Annotated in this window: 11 protein-coding genes; 4 read left to right on the top strand and 7 right to left on the bottom strand. The window is 69.1% G+C overall.

What is annotated here, in order from left to right:
* Positions 1–9: 9 nt before the first annotated feature.
* The 6 genes from QMG86_RS17030 to QMG86_RS17005 all read right to left on the bottom strand — a co-directional run bounded on the left by QMG86_RS17030 (position 10) and on the right by QMG86_RS17005 (position 8,755).
* Entirely contained in the window at positions 10–384 is a 375-nt protein-coding gene (locus QMG86_RS17030; RefSeq protein ID WP_281873231.1) for a DUF742 domain-containing protein, read from the bottom strand.
* Entirely contained in the window at positions 381–791 is a 411-nt protein-coding gene (locus QMG86_RS17025) for a roadblock/LC7 domain-containing protein (RefSeq protein ID WP_195089227.1), read from the bottom strand. The genes QMG86_RS17030 and QMG86_RS17025 overlap by 4 nt, the downstream gene beginning before the upstream one ends.
* 32 nt (positions 792–823) lie before the next feature.
* Entirely contained in the window at positions 824–3,136 is a 2,313-nt protein-coding gene (locus QMG86_RS17020; protein WP_281873226.1) for a sensor histidine kinase, read from the bottom strand.
* A 721-nt stretch (positions 3,137–3,857) separates the two neighbouring features.
* Positions 3,858–5,654: a 3-deoxy-7-phosphoheptulonate synthase gene (locus QMG86_RS17015; protein ID WP_281873224.1), complete on the bottom strand. Its 1,797-nt coding sequence runs from the start codon at positions 5,652–5,654 to the stop codon at positions 3,858–3,860.
* A 50-nt stretch (positions 5,655–5,704) separates the two neighbouring features.
* Positions 5,705–7,180, bottom strand: coding sequence for an NAD(P)/FAD-dependent oxidoreductase (locus QMG86_RS17010; protein ID WP_281873223.1), 1,476 nt, complete (start codon positions 7,178–7,180; stop codon positions 5,705–5,707).
* Positions 7,181–8,098: 918 nt separating this feature from the next.
* Positions 8,099–8,755: a TetR/AcrR family transcriptional regulator gene (locus QMG86_RS17005; protein ID WP_281873221.1), complete on the bottom strand. Its 657-nt coding sequence runs from the start codon at positions 8,753–8,755 to the stop codon at positions 8,099–8,101.
* Between the two features lie 608 nt (positions 8,756–9,363).
* Between QMG86_RS17005 and QMG86_RS17000 the strand changes: the two genes are divergently transcribed.
* Positions 9,364–10,485, top strand: coding sequence for a P-loop NTPase family protein (locus tag QMG86_RS17000; protein WP_281873219.1), 1,122 nt, complete (start codon positions 9,364–9,366; stop codon positions 10,483–10,485).
* Positions 10,486–10,555: 70 nt separating this feature from the next.
* Here QMG86_RS17000 and abc-f read toward each other — a convergent pair whose 3' ends face one another.
* Positions 10,556–12,190, bottom strand: a complete 1,635-nt coding sequence (gene abc-f / locus QMG86_RS16995) for a ribosomal protection-like ABC-F family protein (RefSeq protein WP_281873217.1) — start codon at positions 12,188–12,190, stop codon at positions 10,556–10,558.
* Between the two features lie 293 nt (positions 12,191–12,483).
* Here abc-f and QMG86_RS16990 point away from each other — a divergent pair, with 293 nt between their 5' ends.
* From QMG86_RS16990 to QMG86_RS16980, 3 genes are all read left to right on the top strand, one after another.
* Complete coding sequence (locus tag QMG86_RS16990; protein ID WP_281873214.1) at positions 12,484–15,195, top strand: ATP-binding protein; 2,712 nt, start codon at positions 12,484–12,486, stop codon at positions 15,193–15,195.
* Positions 15,196–15,522: 327 nt separating this feature from the next.
* Positions 15,523–15,951: a hypothetical protein gene (locus QMG86_RS16985; RefSeq protein ID WP_281873212.1), complete on the top strand. Its 429-nt coding sequence runs from the start codon at positions 15,523–15,525 to the stop codon at positions 15,949–15,951.
* Positions 15,952–16,263: 312 nt separating this feature from the next.
* Positions 16,264–16,437: a hypothetical protein gene (locus tag QMG86_RS16980; RefSeq protein ID WP_281873209.1), complete on the top strand. Its 174-nt coding sequence runs from the start codon at positions 16,264–16,266 to the stop codon at positions 16,435–16,437.
* Positions 16,438–16,546: the final 109 nt, after the last annotated feature.

The raw sequence follows: 16,546 nt of genomic DNA, 5'->3' as shown, positions 1-16,546 counted from the left end.
GCGGGACGGTCAGAGCGCGCGGATGCCGTCGAGCACCGCGCGCAGCAGGCCCAGATCCGATTCGGGGCCGGTCGGGGGCTGCGCCGACCGGACGATGAGCCTGCCGTCGTCGAGCAGGTCGCCGATGAGGACTTTCGTCATCGTCAGCGGCAGGCGCAGTCGCGCGGACACTTCGGCCACCGACTGCGGAGTGCGGCACAACTCGATGATGGCCGCGTATTCCGGTTCGGTGCGCCGCAGCGCGGTCCCGGGCGCTCCGTCGACCACCAGGGTGACCAGGTTCAGTTCCCGGCGCACCGCACGACCCCGGCCGCGGGTGATGGCGAAGAGCCGGACCAACGGTCCGGCGTCCTCCTCGTACCAGGAATCGTGCTGATCACTCATGGCTGTGTCGAAGGCTGCGGGCGCGTGTCGACCGACAGGTGTGTTCCGACTCGTTGCACCGTCTGGTTCATCTCGTAGGCCACCATACCCATATCGGCGGTCTCCGACGCCAGCAGCGCCAAGCACGCGTTGGCGCCCGCCGTGGTGACGAACAGTACCGCGCGGTCGAGTTCCACCACCGTCTGGCAGACCCCGCCCGCGTCGAAATGGTGGCCCACGCTGCGGGACAGACTGTGCAGAGCCGATGCCATCGCGCAGAACCGCTCGGCATCGGCCTTGTCCAATCGAGCCGAATGGCCGATCATCAGCCCGTCCGAGGACAGCAGCACCGCGGACTGGGCTCCGACCAGTCCGGTGACCAGCTCGTCGAGCAGCCAACCGATGCCGGTTCCCTGGGAGGTAGTCATCGTCGCCTTCCGAAGGTGGGTGGAATTGCGGACTAGTCGAGGTCGGGACGCTTCCGGCGCCCCTGGCGGGTCCCGTTCTCGATGGCACTCATCAGATTGCGTGCTTCGTCGGCGGACCGCTGCCGAACCGGAGCCGCGGCGGGCTGCGCCGTCTCCGGCTGCTCCTCGGCAGATTGGCGGCGGCGGCGGGGCAACGGCGGCCGGGTATCGGAAGCGGGGTCGGGATGCGGTGCGGAGCCCGTGTCGAATCCGTGGGTGTCGCTGTGCGGAATCGGTGCCGGGGACTGATCGGAGGGGGAAGTGAACCACGCCGACCGTCCCGTCGCCGGCCGAGGCGGTGTGCTGTCGGGCGCCGGCGCCTGTGCGGGCTCGACACGGTCGCCGTCGTTCTGGTCGCGCGAGGGCGTCTCCGATTGCAGCAGGGCGCTCGGAACAAGCACCACCGCCCGGACCCCGCCGTAGACCGATTCCCCCAAACGCACCGAGACGCCATGGCGGTGAGCCAGTTTCGCGACCACGAACAACCCGAGCCTGGTGTCGCTGGACAAGGTCACGACACTGAAATCCGGCGGGTTGGAGAGCACTTCGTTCCGCGCGGCGAAGTCGGCCTCCGACATGCCGAGACCCTGGTCGATGATTTCGATCGCCACACCGCGCCCGACCACGACGCCGGTCACCTCGACCCGCGCCTGCGGGGGCGAGAAAGCTGTCGCGTTGTCCATCAGCTCGGCCAGCAAGTGGATCACATCGGCTACCGCGTTGCTCGACACCTGGGCTTCCGGCAGCCGGCCGGTCTGGATCCTGGTGTAGTCGAGACTTTCCGCGACGGCGGCGCGGACCAAGTCCAGCAGCGGAACCGGCTTGCGCCAGCGCCGGCCCGGCTTCTCGCCACCGAGGATGATGAGGTTCTCGGCGTTGCGCCGGGCCCGGGTGGCCAGATGATCGAGCTGGAACAGCAGCTCGAGCTGGTCGGCGTTCTCCTCCTGGCGTTCGGCCTGGTCCAGCAGGGCGAGCTGGCGGTGCACCACCACCTGGCTGCGATGCGCGATGTTGAGGAACACCGCGTTGACGCCCGCGCGGGTCTTCGCCTCCGCGACCGCGGCCGACACAGCCGCGACATGCGCGCGGTTGAAGGCGTCGGCCACCTGGCCCAGTTCGTCGGTACCGAAATCGAGCCGCGCCACTTCCGCCTCGGATTCGAGGCTCTCGCCGCGCCCGAGTTTCTGCATGAGCTCGGGCAGCTGTTGGTCGGCCAGTTCCAGTGTGTCGCGCCGCAAGCGCCGCATGCGCGCGATGAAGCGATTGGCCAGCACCAGCGCCGCGACGAACGCGAGCGTCGCGACCAGCAGCACCGCCGCGCCGCCGAGCATGGACTGCCGCGCGGTCTCGTCGCCGCGCTCGCGGGCGATGGCGTGCGCGTCGTGGCTCTGGTCGTCCCACAACTTCAGCAGGGCCGAACCGACCTGGCCGGAAGCTTCCTGCCAAGCCGCGACGTTCATGGGCAACGGTGTGGTTCGCGAGGTCGAGCGGCCGCTCTGGGTCCTGCCGGACTCGTCGGAGTCGCCGCCCGCCTCCACCGGCCCCCGCAGCAGCACCGCGTCCTGCATCGCGATCACCTTCTGGTAGGCCGGTCCGCCGGTGATCTCTTGGAGCTGGGCGAGGCGGGTGCCCTTCAACACTTGGGCGGAGTAGGCGACCTGACTGCGGAATTCCCCGACCAAGCGGCTGAATTCGGTCAGTTGCGCGGGCGTGTGCTCCTCCACGGTCAGCGCCACCGCGCCCAACGTGTCCGCCATCGACAATGCTTCCGCCGCGCGCAGTGGCTCCACGCCGTAGCTCAGTTCCATGGCGATGTCGGCTTCCGGCGCCACCCGGGCGGCGAGTGTCGACGCGGCGATGATCGTGCCGATGATCTGGCTGAAGGCGCCGAACACCTCGCTCGGCACGGCCTGTCGCGAGTCGACCCCGCCGCGCAGCGTCGGCACCAGCGCGAACAGCTTGTTGTAGCCCTCGATCTCGGAGGCGGACCCGCCGGGGTTCAGCTTGCGAGCGGCATCGCCTTTGGCGATCACAGCCGCGAGCGCCGCATCCGAGCGTTGGCGCGCGGCGGCGAGCCCGCGGGCGACTTCGGTGTCGCCGGCCAGATACAACAGCGACAGGCGGCGCTCCTCTTCGAACGACTGGACCATGAGGATGGCCGGTACCGTCGTGCTGCTGGCCAGCTCCGCCCATTCCTTCGCCGCCCGCGCGGATCGCACCAGGTAACCTGCGGCGCCCACACCGATCGTGAGCAGCGTGACGCTCGATATCAACACGATCGCCAGCAGGCGCACCCGGACGCTCACTCGGCCACGGACGTCACGCCGGCTCGAGCGAACCACTCCCACAGCGGATTCGCGTAGCTCAGACCACTTGCTCACGGCTAGAAAATGCCTACCTCTGACACGGCCCCGCCCGACCCGGGCGGCACCTCACCTGTACCCGTCCGAAGAATAACGAAAGTGTAGCGGTTCGATCGCGAATCACACGGATTGGTGACCCACAACAAGTGAACCGAAATTATTCCTGAGTTACATAGCACATCCTGGAGTGCGGCCGAAACGGCGTGACGGGCAATTCCCGGCGTACCGCCCGCACAGCACTGGTGATATGCGAGGTGTTCGGCTCGCGACTCTCTGAGTCAGAGCGATCCACTATTGCTAACTTACCGCCTGTTCTGCTGGTTTTTCGAAGTGGCTCGATGTCATGAGTTGCGGGCTCGCGCTGCGCGGTGACCGGCTCATGACGCACGGGTCGCCTGGATGCCGACGCAGCGGAAGGGCACCTGTGCGAGCGGGATCCGGGTGATGATATAGCGCTGATTTCGAAATCGATTTCCCGCTGTTGGCGACATTCTGTCGTCCGGTGGCTTCCCGGCATCGGGCGTCGTTGCTCTTCACCCGGGCGGTCGGTGCCGAACTGTTTTTTCGCCGCGGCGCTTCCGCGCTCGTGGTGGCGAGACCCGGATCTGTGGCCGCAGTCGCAGAGCCCGGTCACAATCGAGATCGGATCAACGGGGTAGACCGCTCAGACGACCCGCTGCTCGAGCGCGGCGACGACACAGTGCAGTGTCTGTACGGGATCCAGTCCGGGGGAGCGGCGAATCCGGCGATCCGTGCACTGTTTGCCCGCATCCCTTTCGGTCCATGGCTCGACGACGTCGGCTTCGCATTCGAGATGCAGGCCGCCGGGAGCGGTTCCGGTGGCCCGGCATGTTCGGAAGAACGCGCGGATTCCGTCGATGACGTCGTCGATGCGGAAGGGCGGGTGACCGAGCCGTATTCCGGGGGTCGTGGGCATCGGATCGCACACCCAGCAGACCGGGGTTCCACACGCGGCGGCCGCGGCGAACAACGCGGGAAGCCTGTCCAGGGTGCCCGCGACGCCCAGCCTCGGGACGAGAGTGAGCTTGCCCGGCTGCTTGCGCGGATTCAGCGCTCGGCACAGCAGTTCGACGTCGTACGGTGTGGCCGCCGGACCGAGTGCCACCGCGACCGGGTTGCCGACACGCGCGGCCAACCGCATCCGGTCGCGCGCACGGTTGCCGGTGTGGTCGCCGATCCACAGCATGTGCGCCGAACGGTCCCACCATTCCCCGTGCGGTTCCTGACGGGTCGGCGCGGCCTCATACGGTGCGGACGGTTCGCGCGAGATACGCGGCGGCACCAGCGAAGTGTGCAGTTCGTGTGCCCCTGGTGGCGTGATCGCGGCGACGGGCAAGAGTCCGCCGACCGCGCGGAGCAGATCACGACGCATCGGGTCAGGGCACCGATCCGCGGCTTGGCGGAGCATGGTCACGCACAGCGTGATCGGCAGGCGGTCGCCGGGCCACTCGTCGAGCGTCGCGGCGGCGCGCGCGGATCCGCGGTGTCGCTTGGGCGCTCGTTCGATGGTGACGGTCGCTTCTCCCAGTCCGTGCGCCAGGACCGCGGCGGTGGCATATATCAGCGCCCGGCGGTTGGCGAGTGTCCGGGTTTCGCCACCGCAGGAGGTGTCGTCGCGGCCACCGAGGTGCAGCACGAAACCCTCTCCGCGCGCTGCCTTCGCCAACCCCGCTGTGAGCGCGACGCATTCGGCCGGATGGATCGGTGCGGGCAAGAGCCTCGAACGCTGGGCACGGTCGAGCAGTGGTGCGGATACTCCGCCAATCTGGTCGTCGCCCCTGGGCTCGTGCGCCGCGAAGACCTCTCCCGGCACATCGAATGATTCCGCCCGTGTGTGTTCCGGTTCGTCCGACCACGTCGGATCGTCATCGGGCGCAGCGGCGTACTCGGGCGGGATGACGTCAGGGTTGAACGATTCCCGGATGTAGCAGACCGGTCGATCGCCGAGCAGCATGACGTAGGACCGCGTGGCGCACAGGCGACCGTCCGGCCATCTGATCACCCCGGTCCGCAGCAGCCGCCGCCGTTGGGACACCCCGCGGGAGATCAGGCCCGATCCGATCGGTACCCGCACATCGTCCACGCCGGAAGCGGCCGCGCCCGCGCGCACGGCGACGACGTAGTTGACGGATGCGGTGACCAAGTCGGCGTTGACCAGGCACGAGCGTCGGATGATGAGGCGATCGGTACCGGACACGCGCAAGACGTCGGTGACGGTGTCCGGCAGCCGGGCCGCGGCGATTTCGTCTTGGCGCAGAACCCGCACCGTCAAGTCGGTGCCGAGAACGGCCGCGAGCGCGGGCGTGGTGAATCCGTCGCTCGCCAGCAGCGCCCTGGTCAGCGGGTGGCCGAACCGGCCGATTTCGTCGTGATTCGGGAAACCCGAGCCACCGGGCGAGCAATCACCCGGTGGCTCGGGGCCGGTGTGCGTGATCGTCACGACCGGCTCCGAGCGGTGGCTGTCACGGGAAACCCGTTGGGATACCGGTGCTAGGAGGTGGTGGCGCCGGCAGCCGTCGGGGGAAGAACGGGGCGAGCCACGGCTGCGACCTCCGCGTCCGTCCGAGGCCGGCCGGTCAGCCCGAGGACCGGGTCGGTCGTGATCCGCAGCTGCTCGGTCGTGGTGTCCGCCAGCGGATCACGCCAGTGGTCCCACACGACCGACATGTCCAGGTGACCCATGTATTCGAGATTCGCCGACTCCGCATGCAGGCGTTCGGCCGCGGACATGATGGTCTCGGTCGCGGTGCGCTCTTGCACTCCCGATGACTCGTCCATGTCGGTGAGACCTGCCATGATCTCGGTGAACTGAGCCTGCTTGGTGTCGCCGCTGTGCCCGGTCGTCAGGGTGCCCGCGTGCGCGAAGTATTCCTCCGAGCCGACGTACTGCTCGTACATGCGCGAAACCAGGACCAGGAATCGCGTGTAGGCCCGGCGATACGCGTGCTCATAGAAGCCGAGGGCGTCGGACTCGCTCAGTTCGCCGCGCAGGATCGTCGCGATCGCCGCCGCGGCGACCAGGCCCGAGTACGTCGCCAGATGCACGCCGCTGGACAACAGCGGATCGAGGAAACACGCCGCGTCGCCGACGACGACCCAGCCGGGGCCGCAGAACCGGTCGGAGCTGTAGGAGTAGTCCTGCTCCGCCTTGACCTCCGCGACCCGTCGCGCACCGGCGAGCAGCTTGCCCATCGCCGCGCTGTCGCCGATGGTCTCCAGGTAGTACGCCTCTCGACCTTGTTCCCGAAGCTTCGGAGCGGCTTTGCGCGCGGAGACGACGTAGCCGACGCTGTGGCGGCCGTCCGAGAGCGGAATGTTCCAGAACCAGCCGCCCTCGGGCGTGGACACCACGTTGATGGCGCCTTCCGGACTGTCCGGATGTAGTTGTGCGCCTTCCCAATACGACCAGACGGCCACGTTGCGGAAAGCCGGATGCTGCTGGCGATCGATGACCTGGTGTTTGGCGAGTACGCCGGCCCGCCCCGAGGCGTCGACGAGGAAATCGAACTCGGTGGTGTGGGTCCGGTCGTCACCGTCGACGGTCCATTCGACGGCGGTGGGCCGGTCGTCCTCGAAAAGGACGTTGGTGACCGTGGCCTGCTCGATCACCTGCGCGCCCTGCTCGGCGGCGTTGCGCAGCAGCAATTCGTCGAAGACGTCGCGTTGCACCTGCCAGGACCAGGCTTCCGCGTCCACCAGCTTGGACCAGTCCAGCAGCCAGTCGTCGTTCTGCCACTGGAAGTGGCCGCCCCGTTTGATCTGGAAGCCGTGCGCGGCCACCGCGTCGTAGGCGCCGGAGAGGCGCAGGGTGGAGAGGACGGACGCCAAGAGGCTCTCGCCGATGTGGTAGCGCGGGAACTTATCTCGTTCCAGGAGGGTCACCCGGACCCCCGATTTGGCGAGCAGGGCTGCGGTGGTCGACCCGGCTGGGCCGCCGCCGATGACCAGAACGTGTGGATTGTCCATAGCGAACTCCCTGGAACTGCCGACAAGGATCGTGCGCCCGCTTCAGCGACGGAAGAACCCCCGGGGCGAGCCGCGGTCTTCGGCGCGCCCGGAAAAATATTGCCGCTGATTAGCTAGGCTAACGGTGCACGGTCCGATTGTAGCAATTCATAGCGAAAGCTCAATAGTCACAGGCTATTTGGCAACCGTACGACTTCGGGCAGCTGCGTTGCTGAAGGGTTGCCAAATTCCCCGCATGACACGACTTCGGCTGACCGCAGGCGCGCGGCGCGAACGGCGGGCGTCGGAGGGTGCCGACATCGCGCCATTCGTGGGAACCGTTGCGGGGGAGTAAATTTCGCCAGCTCATCGAAGCCGAGGCTGGGAAGGTGGAAGGTCTGAGGTAGGCGGGGATGGGCTTTGTCGTCCGGTCATCACCCCTCTTTCCCTACGGATTCAGGATACGGGGGCCCTTCGCGCCCCACGAGCCGTTTACCCAGAGTTATCCTGCCGGTGGGCTGGTCTCCACCCCGGCCAACTCCGGGCGACGGTTCTGAGTGGCGGATCATGTTGCTGCGCGGTCGATTTGCCCACCTCCGTGACCTGCGCGGAATGGAATTTCGCAGTGTCGGTGGATGTGACACCACGGGGTGATCGCGCGGCCTGTGTGGTGGGCTTCGAGTCGGTACCTTATGTCGAGAAGTGCGCTTGGTCCTCGTCCGGAAGGTCGCCAACGGCGACAGGCGGTGAACGAATTGGTTCCGACGGCCGCGCGGACGAGATCCCGCCGTGCGGTACGCACGCCTCGGGCGTAGGGGCGGTCACCCCAAGGTGGAACGGTGCTGTCCGGGGTGACCGGATCTGGTGCGATCCGCCGCACTCCGGGTCCGGACGGCCCGGTTTGCGAGAGCGATCACATCGAAGCGAAACGGCGCGGGCTCAGCCGGTTTCCGGCGCTTCGTAGGCGCGCAGGAAGGTATCGACCGCCGCTGTGGCCACCGCGTGCATCTCGGCGGTGGAGACCTTGCGGGTGCCCAGCCGCGAACGGCCTTCCATCGGGCCGGTAATCAGCACGAGGAACTGTTCCGCGGCGGTCGCCGGGTCGCACGCGCGCAGGCGGCCGGACAGCGACAGGCGCGCCAGCCGGTCGGCGAGTGCTTCGGCCAGTTGGTCGGACGTGCGGCCGACAACGATGTCGATCAAATCGGGGAACTGCGCGACCTGACCGTAGGTCAGCCATCGCAGCGATCGGGATCGCTCGGCGCAGCACGCCCGGATCAGCCGGTACGCCACGTCTGCCAAGGTGGCGCGTAAGTCGGAGCCCGGATTGCGCAACCGGTCCACCACCGACAGATTCTCGGCCAGCACCGCGTCGCCGGCGGCCGTCAGCGCGTGCCGGAACAACGTCTCCTTGTCGTTGAGGTGGTTGTAGATCGTCGGCTTGGCGACGCCGGCCTCCTCGGCGATCTCCTGGACGCACGCCTGCGCGTAACCCCGGCGCGCGAATACCACGAACGCCGCGTCGAGTATCGCCTGCCGCTTGTCGATCCGCCCGCGCGAAGCCCTCTGCGCGGCCGGCGATGTCACCTCTGCCACTTTCGCAGTGTAGCGCACCCGGCGCAGCGTCTTTCCTGGCTGGTTCAGTTTCATGAACTGATCTGCGATAGACTAGCACGCACATTAGATTGAACTTGCCGGTTCGGCATCGCGATGGTCGCGCTCCTGATGGAGACGAGTGTCGGCGCCCAGCCGGGCTTCCGGCACGCGTACCGATGGATCGCGGGCGCCGCGCTGATCTTGATCGTGGCGCCGCCGTTCATTCCGGCTACCTCACCCGGCCCGCACCGGATATGGATCCCGCGCAGTTGCGCACGGAGCTGAACTGGCCGGTGCTGCCGCGATGAAACGACATCCGCGCGCTCGGTGGTGAGCACCGGCCGCAGCGGTCGGCGGTGCTCATGGACGAGCGGCGGCGCAGCGCCTGAACGGTATGGGTCGCACCGGAAAGGTAGGCGACGCCGGGCGCGGCCCGCAGCGCGAGGCGCGGACGGCGTCGAGCGGCCGATCCGAGGGGCCTCGCGACGTTCCCAGTAGTGGCGAACTCCTGGCTATCGATCGGCCTATCCTGCTTGGGAGCCGTCGGATTCGGGCTTCGAGCGGGTGAACGGCTGATCCGTTCGGGAGAACTACGTGTTGGACAGGCGATGACGCGACTGGTGCACTTCGTGGGCAGCTTGCCCGCGGCATTGACGACCGACGACAGTGACGTCCTGGAATGGTTCGTTCGGCGCAGCCGAGGCCACCGGCTCACCGGTGTACCGCGGGATCTGGATCCCAGCTGGGTCGTGGACTACCTGCGGGCGCGGGAGGAACACGACGACGTTTTCGAAGTGGTGCGCAGTGGTGACTTCGCCGACTACGCCGACATGCGCGTCTACGGCCTACGCCGGGGCGCCATCCTCGAACCTCGCCACGTGGCGATGGACCGCGTCGACCGCATCGGCCCGGTCGTGGCGGCCTTTCGCGCGCTGCGGGATCGGCACCCGGAACTCGCCGACACGAGATTGCAGATCAGTCAACCGAATCCGCTCGACCTGGCGCTGTTCGTGTTCGGCGGCGCCGCGGTGGCCGACGGACTTCCGCTCGGCCGCGCGCTGCGCCACTTCCCGACGGTGCTTCCCGCGCTGCGCAACCTGCCGGTTTTCGTCGAGGCCGTGCTGGCCGAGATGGCCCAGGTCGTCGCGGATCACGGCGACGTGATCACCTGGCAGGTCGAGTCGCCGATCGCTCAGCTCGCACTCGTGAAGGCGGCGCGGTTCGGGGTGCGGGCTCCGGTCGGTCGGCTGGTCGCGCGGCAGTTGGCCGACTTCCTCGCGCGGGCGCACGGCATCGGCGCACAGACCACTCTGCACCTCTGCTACGGCGACTACCAGCACAAAGAGTTGCTCGCGCCGCGTAACCTCGCGCCTGCGGTCGAGCTGTTGAACGCCGTCGCACGAATCCTGCGCGCTCGCGCGGTGCCGCTGCCACCGGCGCACATTCCGTGCGCTTACGGTGCTCATCCGGCCCCGCTGGACCCGGCCTTCTACCGGCCGTTGCGCCGGCTGGACCCGGACTGGCGCGTGATCGCCGGGGTCGTGTCGCCGACGGGAGCGCAAGACAGTATCCGCGGCCTTGCCTTGTTCGAAGCAGCCACGGGGCGGGCCGCGTACGGTGTGGCGACGGCCTGCGGGCTCGGCCGGTGCACCGTCGAGGAGGCCGAGCGGGCTGCCGTGGCCACCGTGGCGACCGCCGAGGGCGCGCCGAGCGAAGTGGTGGGAGCCTGACCCGCCCGAAGCCGCCTGGGGGAGATACGCAGCCGCCTGCCCGTGGCGAGCGGCTGCGTATCTCGCCGGTTCAGATGATCGGCCCGGGCGCGGTGACTTCGCGGAGCCCGTCTTCGGACAATCGCAGCCAGCGCTGCACCCCGACCTCGGTGAGGAAGCGTTCATCGTGGCTGACGACCACGAAGGCGCCCCGGTAGGCGTTCAGCGCACTCTCCAGCTGGCCGACACCGGTCAAGTCGAGATTGTTGGTCGGTTCGTCGAGCAGCAACAGTTGCGGAGCAGGCTCGGCGAACAAGATACAGGCGAGCGTGGCCCGCAGGCGCTCGCCACCGGAGAGCGCGCCTACCGGCAGATGGACGCGCGAGCCACGAAACAGGAAGCGGGCCAGCAGATTCATCCGCTGGGCCTCGGGCATGGTCTTCGCGAACGCGGCCAAGTTCTCCGCGACTGTCCGCTCGGGGTCGAGCAGGTCCAACCGTTGCGAGAGATAGGCTACTCGGCCCTCGGCGCGGGTGATCACACCACCGTCGGCCGCCAGGTCACCGTGAACGATCCGCAACAGCGTCGATTTCCCCACGCCGTTCGGGCCGGTCACCGCGATTCTCTCGGGCCCTCGGATCACCAGGTCGACGCCGGTGAAGACCGTCCGCTGCTCGTAGCGGAACTGGATGCGCTCACCGGCGAAGACCGTGCGTCCGGCCGGAACGTCGGTGCCGGGCAGTTCCAGCACGATTCTCTGTTCCTCGCGCATCGCGCGTTCGGCCTGGTCCAGCCTACTTTTCGCCGCTCCCACGCGGGCGGTGTGCGTCTCGTTCGCCTTTCCGGCCGACTGTTGGGCGTTGCGTTTCATCGTTCCCGCGAAGATCTTCGGCAAGCCCGCGTTGCCCAGGTTGCGTGCGGCGTTGCTCGCACGGCGCGCCGCGCGTTCGCGCGCCCGTTGCAGCTCTCGCTTCTCGCGCTCGAGCTCCTGCTCGGCGTTGCGGACATTCTTCTCGGCGACCTCGCGCGCGGCACGAACGGCGGCTTCGTAGTCGGTGAAATTGCCGCCGTAGAACCGCACTTCGCCACGGTCGAGTTCGGCGATGCGGTCCATGCGTTCGAGCAGGGCGCGATCATGGCTGACCAGGAGCAGGCAGCCGTTCCAGTCCGCCAGCAGGTCGTAGAGCCGGTGGCGGGCGTCGAGGTCGAGGTTGTTGGTCGGTTCGTCGAGTACCAGCACCTCCGGCCTGCGCAGTAGTTGCGCCGCGAGGCCCAGTGCGACGACCTGCCCGCCACTGAGCGTGTGCAGACGCCTGGTGGGGGACAGGTGGCCGAGGCCGAGTCGTTCCAGCTGGGCGCGGGTGCGCTCCTCGATGTCCCACTCGGAGCCGATGGTGGCGAAATGCTCCTCGCTGGTGTCCCCGGCCTCGATGGCGTTCAGCGCCGCGAGCACGGGGGCGATGCCGAGCACCTCGGCGACGGTCAGATCGCCGGTCAGCGGCAGGTTCTGGGGGAGGTATCCGAGTACCCCCTCGACCGACACGCTGCCGCCGCGGGGCCGTAGCTCACCGGCGATCAGGCGCAGCAGGGTGCTCTTTCCGGCGCCGTTGGGAGCCACCAACCCGGTCCGGCCGCCGGGCACGCTGAAGGACAGTTCGTCGAAGACCGGGGTGTCGTCCGGCCAGGAGAACGACAGGTTCGAGCAAACGATGTAGGCATCGGACATGGCTGTTACCTCGAAGGTCGTGCGGGCGCGCGAAACCGGCGCCGCGCGAGGAAGGATGGTGAAACGACGAAATGGCCACGACGGCGGCGCTCGGATAGCGCCTACCGGTGGCCGTCAGACCCGGGAGTTATCCCGAGATGTCGAGTTCACCCGCCATGTTCGAACTTCCTCGCTCCGATTACTGTCCGTCGACCATAACAGCCGCGCGCTCGACGCCGTCCACGGTGACCCCGCTTCGGTAGGGTCGCACCGGGACCCGCCATCGGGACCGAGCCGGAGAAGGAGTGCGCACCATGCCGCTGTTCGGGCGGGAAGCCGAGCTGAAGGACCTGCGTGCACTCGTCGACGGACCCGAGGATCGCAGTGGGATTCTCATTCAGGGTGAGGCCGGGATCGGGAAGTCCGCACTGGTGAACGAGGCGGTCGCGGCAGCCGCCATCGCGGGAACCCGAGTCCTGCGCACCGCGGGCGCGGAGGCCGAACAGCACTATGCCTACGCGGGGCTGCATCGGCTGCTGTACCCGGTGCGGAAAGGGCTCGACGAGTTGCCGCCCCAGCAGCGCGACGCGCTGGCAGCCGCCTTCGGCACCTCGGACTCCGGCGATGAACCCGCCATCTATCTGGTCGGGCTCGCGGCGCTGACGCTGCTCGCCGATACGGCGAGCCCGCGACCGCTCCTGATCGTCGCTGAGGACGTGCACGCACTCGATGCCGCCAGCGCGCAGGTCCTGGCGTTCATCGCCCGCCGCGTGGACACCGAGCCGATCGCGCTGATCGTCACCCTCCGCGACGGGATCGGCTCGCCGCTCGCGGACGCGGGACTGAGCCTCCTGCGTCTGGAACCCCTGTCCGACGACGATGCCGCCGCGCTGCTGGACCTGACCGCGCCCGGCCTGCCCGCACCGGTCCGTCGTCGGCTGCTGGCCGATGCCCACGGCAACCCGCTGGCGCTGACCGAACTGCCGACCGCGGTGGGCGAACTCGAAGACCTTCCCGCGACGCTGCCGCTGACCGAACGGCTCGAACGCGTTTTCGCCGAGCGCGGTACGACGCTGCCCGCCCCCACCCGTGCCGCGCTGCTCGTCGCCGCACTCGGCGACAGCGACTCGATCACCGAAATACTCGCCGCCGCGAGCCTTCTCCTGGGAACGCGGGCCGAACCCGACATCTTCACGCCCGCGGTGGAGGCCCGGCTGCTCGTCCTCGGTCCCGGCACCGTCACCTTCCGGCACCCCCTGATGCGATCGGCCCTGACCACGACGGCGACGGCCGGTGAACGCGCCCGCGCCCACGGGGCGCTCGCCGACGTCCTCACCGACCCGGATCGGCGGGCGTGGCAGCGGGCCGCCGCCACCGCGGGCCCCGACGAGCAGGTGGCGCGCGAACTGGAGGCTGTCGCCGAACGGGCGCGGCACCGCGGCGCCGCGATCGCGGCATGGGAACGAGCCGCCGACCTCAGCGACCATCCGGAACGGCGCGCGGACCGGCTGCTGCGGGCGGCCGAACTCGCCGTCGATTCCGGCCGCCGTGATATCGCCGAACGACTCGTCGTGGCCGCGCGCGCACTCCCCAGCACACCCCGCCACCGCGCCACGGCGGCCTGGCTGCTCAGTGGATTCGACGACGGTGTGCGCGAGAACCCCTCGCGCATAGCCGAGTTGGCCACGCTCGCGGCGTCTGTCGCCGCCGACAGGCACCCCGACGCGGCGACGCGCATCCTGTGGGGTGCGGCGATGCGCTGCTTCTGGTCCGAACCCGGGCTCGGGGTGCGCCAGGCGCTGCTCGCCGTGGCCGACGACCTTCCCATTCCCGACGACGATCCGCGCCTGGTCGCCGTCTCCGCGTACGTGGCCCCGTTCGAACGGGGCGAACGGGTCCTCGGCCACTTGCGCGCCCTTGCCTCGGACACCGGTCGTGACCCCGAAGTCGACCGATTCCTGGGCAGCGCGGCCCTGCAAGTGGGCGCTTTCGACCTCGCCGCCCACTTCTCCGGCGCGGCCGCGCCTGGATTTCGCGTCGAGGGGCAGCTCGGACTGCTGCCGCGCGCGCTCACCGTCCAGGCGTGGAGCCTGACCCGGCTCGGCGATCTCGCCGCCGCGGCGCCGGTCGCGGCCGAAGCCGCGGCCTTCGCCGGCGAAACCGGTCAGCCCTTCATGCACGGGCTGGCCACCGCCGTCCAAGCCGAAATCGCCGCGCTGCGCGGGGATTATCCGCGCGCCGCCGCACTCGTGGCCGAGGCCGAACGGATCGGACTCGCCTCCGGCGCACGTCCCGTGCTGGCGACGGTCCAGCTCGCACGCGGGCTCGCGGCTCTGGGCGAGGGGCGCTACGACGACGCGTTCGCCGATCTGCGCCGCATGCACGATTCGCGGGACCCGTCGCACTCGCCGGCGCTGCGCGCCTACTTCCTGGCCGAACTCGCCGACGCGGCGATCCGTGCCGGACAGCCCGATGCGCTGCGGGAACTGCTACGCGGCCTGGAGCAGGCCGCGGCTGCCACGCCCTCGCCCGCTCTGCACATCGGATGGCGATACGCGCACGCGCTCCTGTCGACCGACGCCGCCGAAACACACTTCACCGGCGCGCTCGGCGCGGACCTGACCGCCTGGCCGGCCGAGCGCGGCCGGCTGCACCTGTCCTACGGCGAATGGCTGCGGCGACAGCGCCGGGTCGTCGAGTCCCGCACCCATCTGCGCACCGCCCGGGAGATCTTCGACGCCCTGGGGTTCACCGCGTGGAGCGAACGAGCCCGGCTGGAGTTGCGCGGTGCCGGGGAGTCCAGCCCGAACCGTGACCCCGACGCCCGCGATCGGCTCACCCCGCACGAGCTGAGCATCGCCCGGCTGGCGGCGCGGGGACTGACCAACCGGGAAATCGGGCAGCGGCTGTACCTGTCGCATCGGACGGTCAGCACCCACCTGCATCGCATCTTCCCCAAACTCGGCGTCAGCTCGCGCACCGATCTGGCGGCGTTGCTACCGGCCGACGAGGACGCGACCGGCTGATGCGGACCGGCCCGCGGACCGGAATGCGGATCAGCCCTCCCGCCGCGCACGACCGACGGACTACGTCATCCGACGCTCGGCAGGAGTTCGGACGAGATCGACGCAGTCTCGACGCCGGGTCCCGGAGCAAGGGATGGAGCGGGGCCTGAGTCGCGGGGGCCGATGGTGTAGTCCCGGACGGTGCGACCGATTACGTCAACGCAGCGTCGTCTGACGGATTCGCCGGGATACCCGCAGCGGCGATGCTCGATGAGCGTCCGGAACCGGAGAACACGGCACCGGAACCGCGGACACATCTCGCATCGCCGAATCCCGAGGAGCATTTCCATGACGACGGTCCGTTTCCACCTGCTGTCCACCTTGTCCCCGGCCGAGGTAGTACAGGCGCTCACCGATTTCGGACCCACCCGCACCCAGGTGTGGCCGACCATCGACGCCGAGCACTTCGTCGTTCACGAACGCGGCGACACCTGGGCGGAGGTCACCGAGGGCACCGCGGCCGCGTGGGAACGCGCTCGCTACCAGTGGGATCCGGCGGGCGACACCGTCACCATCACGACGCTGGACTCCAAACTCTTCGGCGCCGGCGGCGGCTGGGTCTTCCGGGCCACCCCCGGCCAGGGCGGCACCCGGGTGGACGTCGAGCTGACCCGCACCCCGCGGACGGTCAAAGGCAAGATCCTCGCGGCGCTGCTGCCCCTGGTCGGGCCGTCCTCGCTGCGTAAGTCTTTCGCGGGCCCGCTGAAGGCCGCGTGATGATCAGCGGCCGGAGAACGCACCGATCCGCCGATCCGCAGACTGATCGGCGGACACGCGCCGCCACGGCGGCGGAGATCTGGGCGGGCCCGGTGTCGCTATGGCTGTGGGCCGAATCCGCGGTGCTGCACGGCCACGGGCCGGCGAGGGGGGACTTCACCGGCTGACCGCTCGGAACCACCCGCATGCGACGGCTCGGCGCCCGGTGCGGCTCGGCGAGAAACTCCAGTGGCTTACGTCACGGCAATAAGCCGTGACCGACGACCGGCGATCACTATTCTCCGGACCGGTGGGGAGAATAGTCTGTCCGGTATGGGTGTACGTGTCGGTGACAGAGTGCGGCTGGTCCCCGGCGGTCAGCAGGCTTTCCGGGTACTCGAGATCGTCGGCGCGTTCGCGCTCATCACGACCGAACCCGACCTGAACGGCGGCCGGCAGTTCGGGGTGCTGACCGCGAGCCTGGTCCCGAGCGGCGAACAGGCGTGAACCCTCCGTGGTAGACGGTCACCGCCGCGTCTCGCGATGTCGCCGCGCAATCGGCGACCTCCTGATCCCGTGCTTCGGCGCGGGCACGGTTCGGCACACGTCCGCGCGC

The sequence above is a fragment of the Nocardia sputorum genome (genome assembly GCF_027924405.1).
In the GTDB taxonomy this organism is placed as follows: Bacteria; Actinomycetota; Actinomycetes; order Mycobacteriales; family Mycobacteriaceae; genus Nocardia; species Nocardia sputorum.
The sequence above is the reverse complement of the archived record's forward strand: the minus strand, read 5'-3'. Positions and strand labels throughout refer to the sequence as shown.